20 protein-coding genes are annotated in these 17,964 nt (G+C 67.3%); 10 read left to right on the top strand and 10 right to left on the bottom strand.

Translation table 11 applies throughout. From position 1 onward, the window contains the following. Positions 1-56: 56 nt before the first annotated feature. Both G6N51_RS06800 and G6N51_RS06795 read left to right on the top strand, forming a co-directional pair. Complete coding sequence (locus G6N51_RS06800; protein ID WP_083172045.1) at positions 57-989, top strand: SAM-dependent methyltransferase; 933 nt, start codon at positions 57-59, stop codon at positions 987-989. Continuing rightward, positions 986-1,621, top strand: a complete 636-nt coding sequence (locus tag G6N51_RS06795; protein ID WP_083172046.1) for a class I SAM-dependent methyltransferase — start codon at positions 986-988, stop codon at positions 1,619-1,621. Before G6N51_RS06800 ends, G6N51_RS06795 begins: the two co-directional genes overlap by 4 nt. Positions 1,622-1,629: 8 nt before the next feature. Here the strand turns inward: G6N51_RS06795 and G6N51_RS06790 are convergent, their stop codons facing one another. Together G6N51_RS06790 and G6N51_RS29075 are read right to left on the bottom strand one after the other, a co-directional pair. Then, positions 1,630-1,989 carry a hypothetical protein gene (locus tag G6N51_RS06790; RefSeq protein ID WP_083172047.1) on the bottom strand — a complete coding sequence of 120 codons (360 nt, stop codon included), beginning with the start codon at positions 1,987-1,989 and terminating at the stop codon, positions 1,630-1,632. A 206-nt stretch (positions 1,990-2,195) separates the two neighbouring features. After that, positions 2,196-2,783: a chitin-binding protein gene (locus G6N51_RS29075; protein WP_142274965.1), complete on the bottom strand. Its 588-nt coding sequence runs from the start codon at positions 2,781-2,783 to the stop codon at positions 2,196-2,198. Between the two features lie 234 nt (positions 2,784-3,017). On the opposite strand from G6N51_RS29075, the gene G6N51_RS06780 reads away from it, so the two are divergent. The 3 genes from G6N51_RS06780 to G6N51_RS06770 all read left to right on the top strand — a co-directional run bounded on the left by G6N51_RS06780 (position 3,018) and on the right by G6N51_RS06770 (position 6,296). Beyond that, positions 3,018-3,755: a VIT1/CCC1 transporter family protein gene (locus G6N51_RS06780; protein ID WP_174814300.1), complete on the top strand. Its 738-nt coding sequence runs from the start codon at positions 3,018-3,020 to the stop codon at positions 3,753-3,755. Between the two features lie 133 nt (positions 3,756-3,888). Continuing rightward, positions 3,889-4,734: a thioesterase family protein gene (locus tag G6N51_RS06775; protein WP_083172048.1), complete on the top strand. Its 846-nt coding sequence runs from the start codon at positions 3,889-3,891 to the stop codon at positions 4,732-4,734. Next, on the top strand, positions 4,731-6,296 hold the full coding sequence (locus G6N51_RS06770; RefSeq protein ID WP_083172049.1) for a class I adenylate-forming enzyme family protein: 1,566 nt from the start codon (positions 4,731-4,733) through the stop codon (positions 6,294-6,296). Before G6N51_RS06775 ends, G6N51_RS06770 begins: the two co-directional genes overlap by 4 nt. Here G6N51_RS06770 and G6N51_RS06765 read toward each other — a convergent pair. Continuing rightward, positions 6,291-6,911 (bottom strand): TIGR03085 family metal-binding protein, encoded by a 621-nt coding sequence (locus G6N51_RS06765; protein WP_083172050.1) that lies wholly within the window; start codon positions 6,909-6,911, stop codon positions 6,291-6,293. The two genes, G6N51_RS06770 and G6N51_RS06765, sit on opposite strands and share 6 nt — an antisense overlap. Positions 6,912-7,031: 120 nt before the next feature. On the opposite strand from G6N51_RS06765, the gene htpG reads away from it, so the two are divergent. Next, positions 7,032-8,978 carry a molecular chaperone HtpG gene (gene htpG, locus G6N51_RS06760; protein WP_083172051.1) on the top strand — a complete coding sequence of 649 codons (1,947 nt, stop codon included), beginning with the start codon at positions 7,032-7,034 and terminating at the stop codon, positions 8,976-8,978. Between the two features lie 103 nt (positions 8,979-9,081). Next, positions 9,082-9,297: a hypothetical protein gene (locus G6N51_RS06755; protein ID WP_083172052.1), complete on the top strand. Its 216-nt coding sequence runs from the start codon at positions 9,082-9,084 to the stop codon at positions 9,295-9,297. A gap of 21 nt (positions 9,298-9,318) precedes the next feature. On the opposite strand, the gene G6N51_RS06750 is transcribed toward G6N51_RS06755, so the two are convergent. Further along, a complete protein-coding gene (locus G6N51_RS06750; RefSeq protein WP_174814299.1) occupies positions 9,319-9,846 on the bottom strand; it encodes a hypothetical protein in 528 nt (175 codons plus the stop codon). Positions 9,847-9,860: 14 nt separating this feature from the next. After that, the gene (locus G6N51_RS29070; protein ID WP_372510320.1) at positions 9,861-10,052 is read right to left on the bottom strand and encodes an excalibur calcium-binding domain-containing protein; all 192 of its coding nucleotides are present in this window, start codon (positions 10,050-10,052) and stop codon (positions 9,861-9,863) included. 197 nt (positions 10,053-10,249) lie between these two features. On the opposite strand from G6N51_RS29070, the gene G6N51_RS06740 reads away from it, so the two are divergent. Then, positions 10,250-11,275, top strand: coding sequence for a TIGR03617 family F420-dependent LLM class oxidoreductase (locus G6N51_RS06740; protein WP_083172054.1), 1,026 nt, complete (start codon positions 10,250-10,252; stop codon positions 11,273-11,275). On the opposite strand, the gene G6N51_RS06735 is transcribed toward G6N51_RS06740, so the two are convergent. From G6N51_RS06735 to G6N51_RS06725, 3 genes are all read right to left on the bottom strand, one after another. Then, positions 11,265-12,896 (bottom strand): Nramp family divalent metal transporter, encoded by a 1,632-nt coding sequence (locus G6N51_RS06735; RefSeq protein ID WP_083172055.1) that lies wholly within the window; start codon positions 12,894-12,896, stop codon positions 11,265-11,267. The genes G6N51_RS06740 and G6N51_RS06735 overlap by 11 nt on opposite strands. Further along, positions 12,893-14,230, bottom strand: a complete 1,338-nt coding sequence (locus G6N51_RS06730) for a magnesium transporter MgtE N-terminal domain-containing protein (protein WP_083172056.1) — start codon at positions 14,228-14,230, stop codon at positions 12,893-12,895. The genes G6N51_RS06735 and G6N51_RS06730 overlap by 4 nt, the downstream gene beginning before the upstream one ends. A gap of 242 nt (positions 14,231-14,472) precedes the next feature. After that, positions 14,473-15,228, bottom strand: coding sequence for a sensor domain-containing protein (locus tag G6N51_RS06725; RefSeq protein ID WP_083172057.1), 756 nt, complete (start codon positions 15,226-15,228; stop codon positions 14,473-14,475). 146 nt (positions 15,229-15,374) lie between these two features. Here G6N51_RS06725 and G6N51_RS06720 point away from each other — a divergent pair, with 146 nt between their 5' ends. After that, positions 15,375-15,740 (top strand): bleomycin resistance protein, encoded by a 366-nt coding sequence (locus tag G6N51_RS06720; RefSeq protein WP_232078224.1) that lies wholly within the window; start codon positions 15,375-15,377, stop codon positions 15,738-15,740. On the opposite strand, the gene G6N51_RS06715 is transcribed toward G6N51_RS06720, so the two are convergent. After that, a complete protein-coding gene (locus G6N51_RS06715) occupies positions 15,741-16,628 on the bottom strand; it encodes a DMT family transporter (protein WP_083172059.1) in 888 nt (295 codons plus the stop codon). It lies immediately after the preceding gene. Positions 16,629-16,717: 89 nt separating this feature from the next. On the opposite strand from G6N51_RS06715, the gene G6N51_RS06710 reads away from it, so the two are divergent. Beyond that, positions 16,718-17,305 carry a TIGR03086 family metal-binding protein gene (locus G6N51_RS06710; RefSeq protein ID WP_083172060.1) on the top strand — a complete coding sequence of 196 codons (588 nt, stop codon included), beginning with the start codon at positions 16,718-16,720 and terminating at the stop codon, positions 17,303-17,305. Between the two features lie 34 nt (positions 17,306-17,339). Here the strand turns inward: G6N51_RS06710 and G6N51_RS06705 are convergent, their stop codons facing one another. After that, on the bottom strand, positions 17,340-17,810 hold the full coding sequence (locus G6N51_RS06705) for a nuclear transport factor 2 family protein (protein WP_158086224.1): 471 nt from the start codon (positions 17,808-17,810) through the stop codon (positions 17,340-17,342). Positions 17,811-17,964 lie beyond the last annotated feature (154 nt).

Genomic DNA, 17,964 nt, shown 5'->3' with positions numbered 1-17,964 from the left:
CCCTCGCGGTCGTTATAGTGGCTAAGTATCGCTTCACTCCGAGGGGGAACAGGCGCATGCCACGCACAGACAACGACTCGTGGGATTTGGCCACCAGTGTGGGCGCGACGGCCACGATGGTTGCCGCGGCCCGGGCGATCGCGACCAAGGCCGACAACCCGCTGATCCAGGACCGGTTCGCCGAGCCGCTGGTCCGCGCGGTCGGTGTGGACTTCTTCACGCGATGGGTCGACGGCGACCTTGTCGCCGCAGACGTCGACGACCACGAATCCGGTTGGAAACTCGAGCACATGCCCGCGGCGATGGCCGCCCGGACCCGGTTTTTCGACACCTTCTTTCGCGACGCGGCGCAAGCCGGGATCCGTCAGGCCGTGATCCTGGCGTCCGGCCTCGACGCGCGCGCCTACCGGTTGGCGTGGCCCGCCGACATGGTGGTGTTCGAGATCGACCAGCCCGAGGTGATCGAGTTCAAGGCCACCACCCTGGCCAAGCTGGGTGCGACCCCGCAGGCAGACCTGCGCACGGTGGCCATCGATTTGCGGCGCGACTGGCCGAAAGCCTTGCTGGAAGCGGGTTTTGACAACACCCGCCCGACCGCGTGGATCGCCGAAGGCCTCTTCGGCTACCTGCCGCCGGACGCTCAGGACCGCCTGCTGGACAACATCTCCGCGTTGAGCGCCGAGGGCAGCAGGGTGGCTGTCGAGGCCATCCCGCACCGGCCGCAGCAGGACCTCGAGAAGGCGCGGGAGATGATGCGCAGGGCCACGGCCAAATGGCGGGACCACGGCTTCGAGCTTGATTGGGAGGAGCTGGGTTTCGAGGGTGAACGCAACGATGTCGCCGAGTACCTGAACAACCTCGGCTGGCAGACGGTCGGCACCATGATGAGCGAGCTGTTGGCCGACAGCGGTCTTGCGGCGATTCCGCAAACCAACGACTCGGTGTCCGTCGCCGACACCATCTACTACAACTCCGTACTGGGCAAATGACGGCGCCAAGCCGTCGAGCGCTCAACGACGCCGTCACCACGCTGTGGGGCTTCCTGGCCCCGGCCTACGATCTGCCGTTCCTGCAGCAGTGGGTATACCGCCCGCCGCACGACGAGGTGATTGCGCAGCTAAGGGCTCACCGAGCCCGCAAGATCGCCGATATCGCCTGTGGCACAGGCATCCTCAGCGATCGTATCGCGCGCGAGCTGCAGCCCGACGAGATCTACGGTGTCGACATGTCCGAGGGCATGCTCGCCCAGGCGCGTGCCCGAACCGACCGGGTGCAGTGGCTGCGCGGGCCGGCCGAACAATTGCCCTTCGACGACGGCGCCCTCGACGCGGTGGTGACCACGTCGGCGTTCCATTTCTTCGACCAGCCGGCGGCGTTGCGCGAATTCCATCGTGTGCTGGCACCCGGCGGGTTGGTGGCGGTCGCGGCCCTCAGCACGCGGCAACCGCAGCTACAAGCGGCCTCGGCGAGTAGATGGAAGCCGCAGCACAACGCGTCGCCGGCGGAGATGTGGGCGTTATTCGAAGGCGCCGGGTTCGCCATCGGCGATCAGCACCGCATTCGTCGACCGGTTTGGACGCGGGTCATTTCCGACCTGATCACGGTCGGCACCAAGAGCTGACCGGATGGTCAGGCGGCGGATTTGCTCACGACCCGTGGAGCCGGCCGCGAGAAGCGCTCGCAGCGACCGGCGTACACCACGCGGGAGGGTCGGTAGACGGGGGCCGGCCGGGCGACGGTGGCTACACATCGTTGAGCGACACGCTGCTGCCCGGGCTCAATTGTTCGTTCGCTGAAATCGGCGGCGATCCACCCGGCGCCGAATATCGCCAACGCGATTCCGAACTGAAGCGGCGAGCCGGCGGCAAGTGCGACCAACGCGCAGATTCCCGACATCACGGTGACGACGACGGTGGTCGCGTAGAGCGGGGTCGCGCGGGGCTCTCGTGCGTGCCCCCGAATTCCGGGCGTGAAGTCAGGCGTCGGCATCGCGCCTCCTCTTCGGTCGATCGCTCGGCTCCGACAGGTGTGGAATCCCCAAACCGTGACCTCTATGTTTCGCGATCGAGACACTTCAAACGAGGGCCGTACGGCATCGATGAGGTGGCGTAGGGCCCCTACCAAGAGGCCAAAGGTCCCGACAGCACAACGCCCGCCTCGCCGGATGGCGAAGCGGGCGGCGTGCTCACCGCTGCTTACAGCGGAATCCAGACTCCGAAGAACCAGAACCCCCACTGATTGAATCCGGGATCCCACATGGGAGTTTCCTGGTATCCCCAGTAGTTGATCGGGCCATATCCCCAGTGCCCACCGGGCGGCGGGAGCGGCCTGTCCCAATCGGGACGCGGCGGCTCACCGGGCCCCCAAGGCGCCGGCCCGTCACCCCACGGCGCGCCGCGGAAGTAACCACGTTGTGGGTCTCCGTGCCATGGCCCACCGGGTCCGCCCGGCCCACCGGGCCCGCCCGGATGATCGGGTCCACCCGGTCCGCCCGGTCCACCGGGTCCCCCAGGGTGGCCGGGTCCGCCCGGGCCGCCGGGCCCCTCCTGGGGTCCGGCAGGGCCCCCGGGTCCGCCCGGTCCACCAGGACCGCCGGGTCCACCCGGATCACCGGGTGCGTTCGGCGGATGAATGCCTCCGGGAGCCGGCCCGCCATGACTGCCCGCCGGACCGGGCGCTGGTGCGCCCGGAGCGGCGTTGGCCGCACCGGCACCCATACCCAGCGCGGCGGCTCCCAGGGCGCCCGCGACGGTGATCCCCCCAAGTAATTGCTTAAGTTTCATAGTCCTTCACCTGTCGAGCCGCTGGTGAATTCCTCGGAATCCCCCCTTACACGAACGACCCTAGATAGCTTTTCTATGCATCGGCTGTCAGCGGCCCATGCGGAACTTGTGGGGCACGCCGACTTGCGTGGTGGGTAGCCGAAGGACGGCCGGCGCGGGGACTCGCGATGAGGCCGAGGACCCCCGCGCATGAGGCTTTGGCAAGGCTATGTTGGCTAGTCGGGCCGGTCTTTGATGTATATCGTTGCGGCCGTGTCGAGTCCGTCGCATCCGCATCCTGCCGAACCGCATCAAGGGTCGGTATCGTCGAGGTTGAACTGGCTGCGCGCCGGGGTGCTGGGCGCCAACGATGGAATCGTCTCCACGGCGGGCATCGTGGTGGGGGTCGCGGCAGCGACGATAGAACGCGCCCCGGTGTTGACCGCCGGTAGCGCCGGACTGGTCGCCGGAGCGGTGTCGATGGCGCTGGGCGAGTACGTGTCGGTCAGCACCCAGCGCGACACCGAGAAGGCGCTGTTGCACAAGGAGCGTCAGGAGCTGCGTGACGATCCGGCCGCCGAGTTGGATGAGCTGGCCGCCCTCTACGAAGCGAAGGGCCTGAACGCGGCGACCGCCCGCACCGTCGCCGAGGAATTGACCGACCACAATCCGCTGCTCGCGCACGCCGAAGTCGAACTCGGGATCAATCCCGAGGAACTGACCAACCCCTGGCTGGCGGCGTCGTCCTCGGCGCTGTCGTTCGCGGTCGGCGCCTCCTTGCCGCTGGTCGCGATCCTGGCGCCGCCGGCGGCGTGGAGGATCCCGGTCACCGTCGCGGCGGTCCTTATCGCGCTGGTGATCACCGGGGCGGTGTCGGCGGGTTTGGGCGGGGCGCCCAAGAGCCGGGCGGTGCTGCGCAACGTCATCGGGGGCGGGCTCGCATTGTCGATCACCTACGCGATCGGCCACCTGGTGGGTGCGGCCATCGCCTGAGGGCGCAACGCCCTTGCTCGGCCACAGAATTGACCTCAGACCAGGTCGGCCCGTTGGCACTGGAACGCAAACCGTAATATCTACTGTTGCCATCCTCACATGAGGGATCCATCTCCGGGCGGAGCGTCCTGCATTGACCGAAACGAATTGCGCGCCGGATGACGTTGGCGCGGCGGCGCAGACGCCGTACTTCTCGTGTGATGGAAGCCGTTTCGTGCCAAACCAGATCGGCCGCGGCGGCTGGGGTCCATCGCTCAGCGGGCATGTGGTCGGCGGACTGCTGGGCTGGGCGGTCGAACGCGCGGTCGACGACCCGCAGCTGTTACCCGCCCGGCTGACGGTCGACCTTCCCGCACCGGCCGCGCTGGAACCGATCGAGCTGCGCACCACCGTGCACCATGATCGCCGGCGGCTACGCTTGGTCGAGGCGGTCCTCACCCAGGGGGGCTCGCCCGTCGCGCGGGGGAGCGCGCTGTTTCTGCGGCGCGGCGCCCAGCCCGAGGGGCGCGTATGGTCCCCGGACGTGCAGATGCCGCCGTTGCCGGTCGATGATGGCGTCCACCAGACGCTGTTCATGCGCACGTACGGCTGGGGCGCCGAATTGCAAAATCCGGACCCCGACTGGGTCGAGAGCTCCGGCCCGAAATACACCTGGCTGCATGAGACCCGATCGCTCATCGACGGTGAACCGCTCACTGCCTTCACCCGGGCGGCCATGGCGGCCGATATCACGGCTTCCCTTGCCAATTGGGGAACGAACGGTCTGCAGTTCATCAATGCCGACTACACGCTCACGCTGAGCCGGCTGCCGGAAGGTCCTCACATCGGCATGGCCTCGCTGACCCACCACAGCCACGACGGGGTGGCCACCGGATCGGCCGTCCTGGTCGACCGCAACGGTCCCGTCGGCAGTGCGGTGTCGGTCGCGATAGCGCATTCCGGATTCCGCCCGGCACAGGTCAATTCGACGAACGAATGAGCCGCGGAAGCGACGCCACCTACTGGGCATTGATCGGCGGTACTGCGCAAGCGGCATCGGCGCGCCCGCTGCTCGCCGACGACCAGGGGCGCAGCCTGACCGTGCGTCAGTTCCACGATGCCGCCTGCGCGACGGCCGCCGTCTTCGCCGACCGCGGGATACGCGCGGGAACCGTCGTGTCCTGGCAGCTACCGACCACGCTCGAGACCATGGTCGTCATGGCGGCGCTGGCCCGGCTCGGCGCGGTGCAGAACCCGATCATCCCGATCCTGCGCGAGCGCGAGGTCGGCTTCATCACCGACCAGCTTTCCTCGGAATACCTTGTGGTGCCCGAGATTTGGCGCGGGTTCGAACACGGAGCGCTGGCGCGGGCCCTGGCGGCGACTCGCGGCTTCGAAGTCATCACCCTCGACTTGACTACGCCGCCGGTCGACGGCGAGCTTCGGCTGACCCGCGCCGGCACTGGTGCGCTGCCGCCCCCGCCCACATCGACCGGCGACCCGCGATGGGTCTACTACTCGTCGGGAACGACCGCGGCGCCCAAGGGGATTCGTCATACCGACGCGTCGGTGATCGCCGGTGCCACGGGGCTGGTCGGCGCGATCGGCATCACCGACAGCGACGTCGACCCCATCGCCTTTCCGGTCGCGCACATAGGCGGGGCCGTGATGCTGGCCGCCGCGCTGCAGACGGGCATGCGGCTGGCGCTGTTCGAAGTGTTCGACCCGGCGAGGACACCGTTTGCCATCGCGGCGCACCACCCGACATTTCTGGGTACGGCGACGCCGTTCTTCGTCGGCTTCCTGGAGGCCCAGCGAGCCCACGGCGACGAGCCGTTGTTCCCCTTCCTGCGCGGCTGCCTGGCCGGAGGCGCGCCCATCACCGCAGAACTGGGCCGACAGATCCGGGAAGCCTTCGGCCTGCCCGGCATCGCCAACGCGTGGGGCCTCACCGAGTTTCCCGTTGCGGCCTCGCCGTCGCTGACCGCCTCACCCGAGTCGCTCGACCACACCGTCGGCAAGCCGACACGGGGCGTCAGCGTCCGGGTGGTCGGCGGGGACGAAGCCGAACTGCCCGCCGGGCAGGAAGGGGAGTTGCGGCTCAAGGGGCCCCAATGCTTTCTGGGCTACGCGGACGCCGCGCTCGACGCCGACGCCTTCGATAAGGACGGTTGGCTTCGCACCGGCGATCTGGGACTGCTCGACGAGGACGGCAACGTCCGCGTGACGGGTCGCATCAAGGATGCGATCATCCGCAACGCGGAGAACGTCTCGGCCCTCGAAGTCGAAAATGTGCTGGCCACCCATCCCTCGGTCGCGGACGTCGCGGTCATCGGCGTCCCGGACCCGCGCACCGGCGAGCGGGTATGCGCGGTGGTGGTGCCCGCTCCGGCCGAGGACGTGTCGTTGGAATCGCTGGTGCGGCACTGCCATTCGAACGGATTGAGCCGCTATAAACATCCGGAGCGCCTGGTGATCGTTGATGCGCTGCCGCGTAACCAATTCGGCAAGGTGATCAAGAAAGACCTCCGCGAGGCCTTCGGGGGAAGCCCGGGGCTATAACCCCTTGGGCGCGTCGCGGACGGCCTGGACCGCCGCCGGGTCGCCGTCGAACTCGACTCGCGCGGATCGCCCGACCGAGAACAGCAGCAGCTCCTCGGGCGGACCGGTCACGGTGACGGCCGGGCCGCGTCCCGCGGTCAGCAGCGTCTTGCCCTCCGGTGTCCGCAGCGCCACCCGACCCGGCACCTTGGCGAGCGTGAGCCGTGCCATCAGCGGCAGCGTGCGGCGCAGCCTGGCGCTCAGCTCGGGTTCCAGGGCGCGCGGCTGCCAGCCCGGCTGGGCCCGACGCACGTCCTCGTGGTGGATGAACATCTCGGCGACGTTGGCCACCGGATCGAGCAGCTTGAGCGGCGAGTAGATCGGCGGGCCGGACGCGACCTTGTCGACCAGCTCGTCCCACTCTGCCTGCTCGGCGACCTGGTTCTGCACCTTTTCGGTGTGCGACGCGAAAAACGGGATCAGGATGCCCGGAGCGGCGTCGGGCCGGTACTCCCGGATGACGAGGTGGGCGGCCAGGTCCCGCGCCTTCCACCCCTCGCACAGGGTGGGCGCCTCCGGCCCGGCGGCGCGCATGGTCTCCACGAGGGCGGCTCGTTCGCGTTGAGCAACGGACATGTCTTCAGCGTAGAGGTCGACGCGACGAGCGCGAACCCCCGAGCGCGCGCGCTTGGCAACTCGGTAAATTTGGAACGTCAATGTCCTCGAGTGGACCTGGGAAGAGACGTAGGGAATGTCATGAACGCGCGTGTCGAGCAGCTGGAGTTTCAGGCGGAAGCACGGCAACTGCTGGACCTGATGGTGCACTCCGTCTACTCCAACAAGGATTCGTTTCTGCGGGAGTTGATCTCGAACGCTTCCGACGCACTGGACAAGCTGCGCCTGGAAGCCTTCCGGAACAAAGAACTCAAGGTCGACACCTCCGACCTGCACATCGAGATCGACGTCGACAAAAGCGCACGGACGCTCACCGTCCGCGACAACGGCATCGGCATGACCCGCGACGAGGTGGTGAACCTGATCGGCACGCTGGCCAAATCGGGCACCGCCGAGCTGCGTCAGCAGCTGAAAGAGGCCAAGAACGAGGCCGCATCGGAGGAACTGATCGGCCAGTTCGGCATCGGTTTCTACTCGAGCTTCATGGTCGCCGACAAGGTCGAACTGCTCACCCGCAAGGCCGGCGAGAGCGAAGCCACCAGATGGGAATCGAGCGGCGAGGGCACCTACACCATCGAAGCGGTCGACGGCGCTCCGCAGGGAACCTCGGTCACCCTGCACCTCAAGCCGGAAGACGCCGAGGATGAGCTGCACGACTACACCTCGGAGTGGAAGATCCGCGGCCTGGTCAAGAAGTACTCCGACTTCATCGCCTGGCCCATCCGCATGGAGGTCGAACGACGAGAACCGGCCACCTCGGACGAGGAAGGGGCGGGTGGCGAGGAGACCGTCACCAAAGAGGTGGAGACCCTCAACTCGATGAAGGCGCTGTGGGCCAGGCCCAAGGAAGAGGTCTCCGAGGAGGAGTACAAGGAGTTCTACAAGCACATCGCGCATGCCTGGGATGACCCGCTCGAGGTCATCGCGATGAAGGCCGAGGGCACCTTCGAATACCAGGCCCTGCTGTTCATTCCGTCCCACGCACCGTTCGACCTGTTCAACCGCGACTCCCAGATCGGCATCCAGCTGTACGTCAAGCGGGTGTTCATCATGGGTGACTGCGACCAGCTCATGCCCGAATACCTGCGCTTCGTCAAGGGCGTCGTCGACGCGCAGGATATGTCGCTCAACGTCTCCCGCGAAATCCTGCAGCAGGATCGGCAGATCAAGGCCATCCGCCGGCGGCTCACCAAGAAGGTGCTCTCCACCATCAAGGAGCTGCAGTCCGAGCGGCCCGACGACTACCGCACGTTCTGGACGCAATTCGGCAGAGTCGTGAAAGAGGGGCTGCTGTCGGACTTCGACAACCGGGACACCTTGCTGCAGATTTCCTCATTCGCCTCGACGCACAACGAGGAGGAGGCCACCACCCTCGCCGAGTACGTGCAGCGCATGAAGGAGGGTCAGGAGCAGATCTTCTTCGCCACGGGGGAGACGCGGCAGCAGATCCTGAAGTCGCCGCACCTCGAGGCGTTCAAAGCCAAGGGCTACGAGGTCTTGTTGCTCACCGACCCGGTCGACGAAGTCTGGGTGGGCTCGGTGACCGAGTTCGAGGGCAAGCCGCTGCAGTCGGTCGCCAAGGGCGAGGTGGACCTCAGTTCCGAGGGCGACGAGAGCGAGGCCGAGCGAGAGGAGCAGCAGAAGGACTTCGCCGACCTGCTGACCTGGATGAAGGAGACGTTGAGCGAATATGTCAAGGAAGTACGGCTCTCCAGCCGCCTGACGGACTCGCCGGCCTGCCTGATCACCGACGCCTTCGGCATCACCCCGGCCCTCGCACGGCTCTACCGCGCGTCCGGGCAGGACATCCCCGTCGGCAAGCGGATTCTCGAGCTCAACCCGAACCATCCGTTGGTCACCGGACTGCGTGAGGCGCAAAAGAAGGCCGACGGCGACGAGGCACTCGCCGAGGTGGCCGAGACTGCCGAATTACTCTACGGCACAGCACTTCTCGCCGAAGGGGGCGCGCTCGACGATCCCGCTCGGTTCGCCGAGCTGCTCGCCGACCGGTTGACCCGTACCGTCTAGCGCGGATTTGCCACAGCCGCGATAGGAGCGGTCGTCGCCGGCTTTGCCCGCAAATGGGCGATTAACTCGATTGAAAAGCCGCTGGCAGGGATAATCACATCCCATGGTTGAGTTTCGCGTCATCGACCCACGCGGCCGGGTCGTCGCGACGAAGGATTTTGCCAGCGCAGAGTCCGCGCACGCTTGGTTCATCCATTCGATCGGCGGCAGCACCGAGCTGGGTTGGCGCATGGAAGTCAACGACGACGGCCAGTGGGCCCACTTCGACGACACCCAAGGCTTTACCGCACCGGTGAGCCACCGTCACCAAAAGCGCTGACCACTGAGCGGCGCCCGGGCGTCAGCCGCCGGGCCCGATCACGAAGCAGCGTCCGCTGCCGCTGCTGAACAAGACCTCTTGCACCACGGCCGGTGCGACGTCGGGGAAGCCGAAGCGATGCACCTGTTGGCCGGCGTCGATGTCGGCGTCCTGGGATGCGGTGGTGCCGTCCTTCTTGCGCACCAACGCGGTGACCTTGTCCGGCGTCGACGGGTTGTGCGGGTCGCGGAAGAACCACACTTCGATTCCGGCCCCCGAGGAGTCGGCACGCCACCCGTCGGCGTAGTAACACGCCGGATTGCCCTCGGCGTCCGGCGGTGGTGGCGGGCATATCGACAATCCGACGCACGCCGGCGTGGTCGTGGTGGTGGCGGGCGGAACCGGGCTACTCGGCGCGCTCGGCGGGGCGCTCGCGCCGGACGACGTCACCGGCTTTATGCCGGTCGAACCGGAGGTATTGGCCGGGGCGGCGTGCTGGGACCCGCACGCCAGGAGACCGGCACACGCCATCGAGACGACGGCGGTCAGTCGGGCGGTTGGCGCAGACATCGCGTGTACCGGCCTCAGTGGCAGACTTCGCAGGCGATGCCGTCGCCGTCGCGGTCAAGGCCCGGCCGGTACCCCGGCTGCCCGCGATAGATCGGAGCCACGCCGTCTGCGCACGCCGCTTTGCAGTTCGGGTAGTAGGCGCTGGCGCCCGTTGTCGGCGAGGTCGTCGTCGTTGTCGAGGGCGCCGCCTGGGCCGGAGGAGCCACGGCAATTCCCACTGCGATTGCTCCAGCCATAAACCATCCACGAAGCATGTTCGCGAACCTCCTATTAGCGAAGCGGCGGTGGTTGCTGTCGACTACAGAGCTAACACCGTGAAGCAGCCGCCGAGCAAGAGGGCGGGCATCGCCGGCGCGGCGTACCCCGGCCGGCTTACGGCTCGGCCCCACGTAGGCTCCGAGGAATGCACGTCGATGCGATGACGGTCCCGCAGCCGCTTCACCAGATCGGCGACCTGGCCCGGCGAACGCAGGCCGTTGGATTCTCCGGCCTGTTGTTCACCGAAACGGGCCGGACGGCCTACCTCAACGCCGCCGTCGCGTCGCAGGCCGCGCCGGGCCTCGAGCTGTCCACGGGGGTGGCCGTGGCCTTCCCGCGCAGTCCCTTCGTCACGGCGGCCACGGCCTGGGAGCTACAGGAAGCAACCGGCGGCAACTTCCGGCTGGGGCTGGGCACCCAGGTACGCACCCACGTCGTCCGGCGCTACGGCGTGGCGTTCGAGCGGCCCGGTCCGCGGCTGCGCGACTACCTGTTCGCCGTCAAGGCGTGCTTCGCCGCGTTTCGGAGCGGGACGCTCGAACACCACGGCGACTTCTACGACCTCGACTTCATCACCCCGCAATGGAGCCCGGGTCCGATCGAGGTCCCGGATCCGAAAGTCGATATCGCAGCGGTCAATCCATGGATGCTGCGAATGGCGGGCGAGGTGGCCGACGGGGTGCACGTGCATCCGATCGGCGAGCCGGGCTACATCGCCCGGCACGTCCTACCCAGCATCTCCGAAGGAGCGGCGAAGGCGGGGCGCTCGCCGTCGGATCTCGCGGTGATCGTGCCGGTGATGACCATCGTCGGCGACACCGACGAGGAGCGCGACAAGCAACGGGAAGTGGTGCGCGCCAGCATGGCGTTCTACGGCAGCACACCCAACTACGCGTTCATCTGGGACCAGGCCGGGTTCGAGGGCACCACCGCCCGGATCCGCGAGAAGCAGAAGGCCGGCGACGTCGCCGGCATGGCGGCCCAGGTGAGCGACGAGCACATCGCCGTCTTCGCCACCGAATCGACGTGGGACGGGCTGGCCGACGCGCTGACCGACAAATATGCCGGAAAGGCCACGCGCCTGGTCCTTTACAACGCCGTGGGCGACCCGGCTCGTTTCGAGCGGTACGGCGAGGTGGCCCGTCGCGTGCGAGAAGCCGTCAGTGACTGAGTTGTACTGCCTTGACCACCAATAGCAGCGCGCCGAGGATCAGGTAGCCGCGCAGCGCGATCATCCCCAGGCGGGTGCCCGGTGACCAGGTGACCGGCTCGAGCAGTGTCAGGGGCGGCATCCGCCACGTGTTGCGGTCGACCCCCCGCACCGGCAGTCGTGCCACGGGCGCTGGGGGTTGTCGGCGGCTCATCCAGCGCAGCAGCGGTACCGCCGCGGCGGTGAGGACCACAAGCGCCAGCGCCAGGTATCCGGCCACCGCCACGACGTTGAGGTCGCGGAACAGCGTGGTAGCCATCAGGATCCCCGACAGCAGTAGCAGCGTGCCGACGATCAGTCCGGCGACCCAGTTGAGCCAGGCACGATTGACCCACGGCCCCAACACTTCCCGGTCGTTGCACAACAGCAGCAGGAAGACGCTGGCGCTGGGCAGCAGCAGACCGGCCAGGGCCTGCACGGCGGTGGTGATCAGCCCGAGAGGCGCGCCGGGGATCAACACGACGGCCGCGGCCACCACCACCATCGCGGTGTAGGACAGGTAGAACTGCTTGGCGTCGGCGAACCCGCGGTGCAGCGAATGCTTGAGGCCGAACACGTCACCGAAGGCATAACTGGTGGCCAGTGTCACCGCGGCGGCGCCGATGATCGAGGCGTCCATCAGCACGATCGCAAAGATCCAGCCCAGCGTCCCCCGATGCTCGCCGAGTAGGTGCGCGGTGGCGCCGGCGTCGGTGAAACCGCCGACGGTGTTGGTGGAGCGTGCCGCCCATTCGCCGGTCATCGCCAGCGCCGCCGCGCCGACGACGACGACGAAGGCGCCCAGCACGGTGTCGGCGCGCTCGTAGCCGATGAAGCGCGGGGTGATGCGCTTGTCGACAACGTTGGACTGCTGGAAAAACAGCTGCCAGGGCGCCACGGTGGTGCCGACGATGGCGATGATCAGCAGCACCGCATCCGAGCTCACGCCACCCGAAATGCTCGGTATCACGAAGGATTTGGCTACCTGGCCCCACTGCGGGTGGGACATCAGCAGCATCGGGATCTGCAGCAGGGTGACGGCGATGAAAATGAACATGGCGCGCTCCCAGCGTCGGAAGCTCCCGCTCGCCATGATCGCGACCAGTGCCACCGCCGAGACCGGTACCACGACGTATTTGGACACGCCGATGTATTCGGCGGCCAGGCTGATACCGATGAACTCGGTGACGATCGTCAAGAAGTTCAGCAAGAACAAATCGCCCACCGAGAACCAGCCCCAGCCGCGGCCGAAGCGTTCGTTGATCAGCCGCGCGTGCCCGACGCCCGTGACCGCCCCGAGCCGGACCACCATTTCCTGGTTGACGATCAGCACCGGTATCAGCAGCAGCAGCACCCACAGCAGGGAGTAGCCGTAGTTCTGCCCGGCCTGGGCGTAGGTCGCCACGCCGCCGGCGTCGTTGTCGCCGACCATCACGATGATTCCCGGACCGACGATCGCCAGCAGGGTCAGCAACCGTGTCTTCCAGGTGCGGGGGTGCTCGGTTTCGCCGACGCTGATCCGTCCGAACGCGCCCTCGATGTCACCCAGGTGCGCGGTGTCGAGCACCGCGCTGCGGGCCGTCTCGTCGCGACCTGCGGTCACAGCCCGTTACCTCCGGGCACGCGCGTGTGGTGGTCGCCGGGTTGGGTGGGCTCGCGGACGGGACGCGGTGCCGGTTCACGCCGACGCCAGTCTTCGGGGATGGTCGCCTCGAGCACATCGTCGACGGTGACCACTCCGAGTACGCGGTCCCGGTCGTCGACGACCGGGATGGAGTAGAGGTTGAAGTCGGCCATCAACAGCGCGACGTCCGTCAGGTCGGCGTCGGCGGTGACGCGTACCGGGTCGGAATCCATCAGCCGCTCAAGGGTTTCACCGGGTTGAGCCTGCAACAGCGTGATCACCGAGGCCACGCCGTCGAGCCGTCTGTCCTCGTCGACAACGTGCACCTTGATGAGCGCCTCCGGTTGGATGGTGTGGGCGGTCGTGATGAGCCCCACCGCTTCCGCCGCTGTCGTGGTGGCGCTGCACGCGACGAAGTCGACATTCATCAGCCCGCCGGCGCTCTCGGGGTTGAACCCCATCAAGGTGATGACCTTGGTGCGCTGCGGGCCCGGCATCAAATCCAGCACGCGGCGGCGCCGCGACTGGCGCAGATCCGCGATCGCGTCGGCGGCGTCGTCGGCCCGCATCCGGCCCAGCAACGCGGCGACCTCGCTGTCGGGCATGCCATCGAGGAGACGGCTCGCCTTCTCCGGCTCCAGTTCTTCGAAGACGTCGGCTTCGAGTTCGGGGTCGCTGCGCACGCGGTCGAGGATCTCGCCGCCCTCGGCTTTGTCCGCCTCCTCGAGAAGGTCGGCGATCTCGGCGGCTTTGAACTCGCCGAACCGGTCCGACAAGCGCCGCACGGCGTCGGAGCGGGCGTCGCCGATGAGCGGTTCGAACGACTTCCAGTCGCGGGCCGCGTGCCCCCCGGACGGCTTGATCAACCCGAACAACCGTGGTGGCCGGCGGGTGTCGACGCGCGTCAGCATCCAGCCGGCGCCGGTATCTTCCAGCTCCACGTCGTAGGCCCGGATCAGCTCGACGTTGGCCACGTCGATCAGCCGGTGGCCCAACACGTCGGCGCGCAACAGCACCTCACCGTCGCGGCGCTCGAAGCCGCGAAGGTCAACCTTGTTCTTGGTCAACAGAACTCGGTCCGCGTTGTACTCATCGATGGATTTGTCACCGATGAAGACCCGGCGCCCGCCGACCCCGGCAACGATCCCGGTCACCAGCGGGTACTCGTCGGTGCCGCGCAGTCGCACGATCACGTCCTCGACGCGGCCCACGGTCTCGCCCGCCCGGGCCAGTACCGGGGCGCGCAGCAACTGCGAGAGGTGGATCACCGGCCGTTCCCCGCCACCGTCGGCCGCCGTGTCCGATGCGTTCATTCGCTCCCTTTCGACACCGCGCGACCGACCTTCGGGCAGACCGCACGAAACCAGGTCGCGACATCGTGTGTAGCTACGGCTTACCGCCAGAATCGGTGGTGGCGCAAGTGTCGTCGCTTGACCGGGTTCGGCCGCAAGATCGTACGCCGGGGTCGCGGCGGGCAGCTACCGCAGGTGGGTGAACGCGGGACGGCCAACCGAGTTCGCGGGCTCGCGCCGGTATGCCACCCCTGTTGCACCACCTATTGCTTGTCGACCTTTGCAGCGATCTGGTTGGCAATGTTGACGCCGAGATCTCCGACCTCCTTGCGGCACGCGTCGACGTCGATGACGACGTTGTTGCGGACGGTCAGTGCCCGCTGACACGGCATGGTGACGTTCCCGCCGCTTCGGGTGATGGTGACGGTGACGGGCGCACGCAGAACTCCGTTGGTGTTGGCAACCGGTCCCACCTTCCACTGCAGTTCGGGCTGGCCGCCCTCGGCGGGCACGGTGTCCTGGCGGTTGGCGCAGGCCGGCCAGCGCTGGGACGAGGCAGTGAAGAACGCCCTCGCCTGCTCCGGCGAGGGAAACAACACCACGAACTGATCCACGTCCGGCCTTTCCATTTCGGTCGCACCCGGGGGAGCGGGTGCGACGTCGTGGTAGCCGTAAACCGCGCTGTTCCCGCTGTCGGCATAAACGGGTGCCAGGGCCGCGCGGATGGCGTAATTGCATTCGGCGGGAACTGTATAGTCGCTGCGCTTGACCGGGTCTTCTTCCAGAGCGGTTTTCGGCGGGTCGCTGTAGGTACCCGTGACGCCGAGCGCGGTGTCCAGTTCGGTCGGGCTGAGCATGAGGGCGGCCAACTGGTCCTTCGTCAGGGGATCCTTCGACGACGCCGCGGTGGCCGTCGTGGTGGACGGCGTGGCCGTGCCGCCCCCGCCGTTGTGGCCGCAACCGGCGACCAGAAGTCCGGCGGAGGCGGCTACGGCGACTGCAGTTTTCAGCTGGCGCATGTCGAGGCCCTTTCTGCTTGAGGCCCCTCTCAAGCATTTCGCGCGCCCCCACCGCGCCGCGTACTCACGAGTTATTCGCCAACGAAGCCTACGACAGCAGCCTTCTGCCGCGAGGACAATCCGAGCCAAGCGATATGTTCGCATGCGTGTCCGCAGTCACCTTCACCTCGGTGGCGCCGATCGTCCCGGTCCGAGACCTCGATGCCGCGATCGACCGCTATCGGCGACTCGGGTTCGACGCGCGCAAATACGACGGTCCCGAGCGCTATGGGTTCGCCGACCGCGGATCGGTGTCGATCCACCTCACCGAATGGGACGAGCACGATCCTTTGCGCACGGCCGCAAGCGTGTACCTCTACGTCAGCGACGCCGATGCGCTCTACGCGGAGTGGAATGCACTGGAAGATCTCGGTGGCCGCCTGATGCCGCCGCACGATACGGCTTATGGAATGCGCGAATTCACCTATGTCGATGCGGACGGCACCGCGCACCGCGTCGGGTCGCGCACCTGATCAGGTTGATAATGCGGGCTTTTCGTCGGCGGGTGGGGCCGTCGTGGCTTGGCTGTGCGCCAGCGCCACCGTCGCGGCCGCCATCACGGCGACCGACACGCCCAGTGCCACCAGCCCGACGTCGTTGGTCCGCAGTGTCTCGCCCAGCACGGTGACACCGAGAATCGATCCGACGATCGGCTCGGCGACGGTTACCGCCGGGAGCGATGCGGTGAGCGGCCCGGCCCGAAACGCCGACTGCTCCCAGGCGGTGGCCGCGATCGCCACCACCACCCACACGTAGACCTCGGGTATGCGCAGCAGGGCCGGGATGCCGTGGTCGAGCTGGTCGACCACGCCCTTGGTCAAAACTGAAAACAATCCCCACAGCGAGCCGGCCATCAGGCCCAGCAATAACGCGCCGACCGCGCCCGGGAATATGCGCGCGCCGATCACGCACAGGATGAGGGCCGGACCCATGACCAACGCCACGATGGTCCACGTGTGCACCGACCCCCGCGGGGTGCCCTCCTGAGGATCGCCGACGGTCACCACCACCGCGACCGCGGCTGCCAGCAATACCGCCCAAAGCGCTTGCCAGGCAGTGATTCTGCGGTGGTTCACCCGGGCGTTGATGAGCAACGCGAACAGCAACGACGTCACCAGCAGCGCCTGCACGAGCACCACCGACCCCAGGTCGAGCGCCGCGGCCTGGAACCCGAACCCGGCGCCGGCCACCAGGCTGCCGGTCCACCATCGACGGTCACGCAGCAGCCGGCGAAACAGGTCCAGGGTGCCGACCGGCTTGTCCGTGACCTGTTGGGCGGATCGCTGCTGGATGACGTCCCCGATGCCGACCATCAGGGCGGCGGCGATCGCGAGAACCGCTGCGATGTCTGTCTTGCCCACCAAGGCCTCCTGGGTAGCCGGTGTTGTGCCCCTAGACTTCTGGACGGTACGTGACCCGTGCGTGCGCCCTACCAAGGAGATCCCACGACATGGACGACACAACCTCCCGCATCGGCGTGCTGGCTGCCGAGGCGCTCGGCCTGCTCATCGACGCCGTCGACCAGATCCCGTCGGAGGGGTGGGACCGGCCGTCCAACCTCGAGGGCTGGAGCCTGCGCGATCTGGTGGGTCACGTGACCGGCAGCGCGGCGAAAGTGGTGACGCTGGTCGAGGACGGCGAAATCTGGGATCGTCCCTCTCAACCGTCGGACTGGGTTTGCGACGACCCGGCCGCGCGGCTTCGTGAACTGGCGACGCGGCTGCACGAAGCACTGCCGGGCGCCGACCTCGACGGGATGCGGAAATCCCCCGAAGGTCAGGTTCCCTTACGCCGAGCGCTGATGTTTCCGGTCTCGGACCTCGCCCTGCACGCGTGGGACATCCACCGCTCACACGGGCGGCTGATCGAGCTGCCCGATGACCTGCTGGGGCTGTGCCGCGATCTGGTGGAGCCGCTGCCGGAGCACATGTTGCGGCGACCCGGTGGATTCGGACCGGCCCAAGCTGCGCCGGATGACGCGACACCGACGGCGCGACTGCTGGCCTACCTCGGGCGCTCGGTCGAGGTCAGCGTATGACGCCCGTTCGCGCCGACGATGCGGCGGTGTTTTGTCAGCGGCCTGAATTGCCTTGCTGCTCAGACACTCCCAGCTGACGAGCCATGCTGGCGGCGTCCCAGTACTCCCGTGCGCGATGAATCTTGCCGTTCTTGATCTCGCATACGAAGCAAACAGGCAGCTCGAACACGTCGCTGGTCGGTGCAGCATTCGAAATATCGATTCCGTGCAGACCCCATTCCTTCTCGAACCGGCTCACCTCGCCCGTCATCGGTACGACGGTGACGTATTCCACGCACGCAGCCGTTTCTGTGGCGAAGACCTGCGTCAGTCTCTTGTGACTCTTGCGGGAATAGGCCAACCGGGCGAGGTTCTCCATGTCCTGCCGCCCGCGCCAGACGACACCGGTTGGCATCTCGACGATCTCGACATCGTCCGACATGTAGTCGAGCGCGGCGATGTCACCGCGGTTGTGGGCGTCCAGCCACGCCTTGAGGAGTTCGACATTCGCTTGCGCTGAATCCATGGTTTGTCTTTCTGCGAGGGACTTCTTGTTTCCGCGAAATCGAGTCTGCTGACCTCTCATCGGTCACAGCCGCCACACGAGTCCCCGCGCTGGGAGACCCACAAGTTGCCCGCCTCAGAGCGACAAACCCTGGCGACGAACGCAGAGCCGGTCC

It is taken from the genome of Mycobacterium paraseoulense (genome assembly GCF_010731655.1).
Lineage (GTDB): Bacteria > Actinomycetota > Actinomycetes > Mycobacteriales > Mycobacteriaceae > Mycobacterium > Mycobacterium paraseoulense.
This window is presented reverse-complemented; position numbering and strand designations above follow the sequence as displayed.

What these genes read in the sequence shown, in the direction of transcription:
- G6N51_RS06750 (WP_174814299.1), bottom strand. Translation starts at nt 9,846, where the DNA reads ATGTCTGCGCCAACCGCCCGACTGACCGCCGTCGTCTCGATGGCGTGT.
- G6N51_RS06800 (WP_083172045.1), top strand. Translation starts at nt 57, where the DNA reads ATGCCACGCACAGACAACGACTCGTGGGATTTGGCCACCAGTGTGGGC.
- G6N51_RS06740 (WP_083172054.1), top strand. Translation starts at nt 10,250, where the DNA reads ATGCACGTCGATGCGATGACGGTCCCGCAGCCGCTTCACCAGATCGGC.
- G6N51_RS06780 (WP_174814300.1), top strand. Translation starts at nt 3,018, where the DNA reads ATGTATATCGTTGCGGCCGTGTCGAGTCCGTCGCATCCGCATCCTGCC.
- G6N51_RS06705 (WP_158086224.1), bottom strand. Translation starts at nt 17,810, where the DNA reads ATGGATTCAGCGCAAGCGAATGTCGAACTCCTCAAGGCGTGGCTGGAC.
- G6N51_RS06790 (WP_083172047.1), bottom strand. Translation starts at nt 1,989, where the DNA reads ATGCCGACGCCTGACTTCACGCCCGGAATTCGGGGGCACGCACGAGAG.
- G6N51_RS06795 (WP_083172046.1), top strand. Translation starts at nt 986, where the DNA reads ATGACGGCGCCAAGCCGTCGAGCGCTCAACGACGCCGTCACCACGCTG.
- G6N51_RS06770 (WP_083172049.1), top strand. Translation starts at nt 4,731, where the DNA reads ATGAGCCGCGGAAGCGACGCCACCTACTGGGCATTGATCGGCGGTACT.
- G6N51_RS06755 (WP_083172052.1), top strand. Translation starts at nt 9,082, where the DNA reads ATGGTTGAGTTTCGCGTCATCGACCCACGCGGCCGGGTCGTCGCGACG.
- G6N51_RS29075 (WP_142274965.1), bottom strand. Translation starts at nt 2,783, where the DNA reads ATGAAACTTAAGCAATTACTTGGGGGGATCACCGTCGCGGGCGCCCTG.
- G6N51_RS06725 (WP_083172057.1), bottom strand. Translation starts at nt 15,228, where the DNA reads ATGCGCCAGCTGAAAACTGCAGTCGCCGTAGCCGCCTCCGCCGGACTT.
- G6N51_RS06765 (WP_083172050.1), bottom strand. Translation starts at nt 6,911, where the DNA reads ATGTCCGTTGCTCAACGCGAACGAGCCGCCCTCGTGGAGACCATGCGC.
- G6N51_RS06730 (WP_083172056.1), bottom strand. Translation starts at nt 14,230, where the DNA reads ATGAACGCATCGGACACGGCGGCCGACGGTGGCGGGGAACGGCCGGTG.
- htpG (WP_083172051.1), top strand. Translation starts at nt 7,032, where the DNA reads ATGAACGCGCGTGTCGAGCAGCTGGAGTTTCAGGCGGAAGCACGGCAA.
- G6N51_RS06710 (WP_083172060.1), top strand. Translation starts at nt 16,718, where the DNA reads ATGGACGACACAACCTCCCGCATCGGCGTGCTGGCTGCCGAGGCGCTC.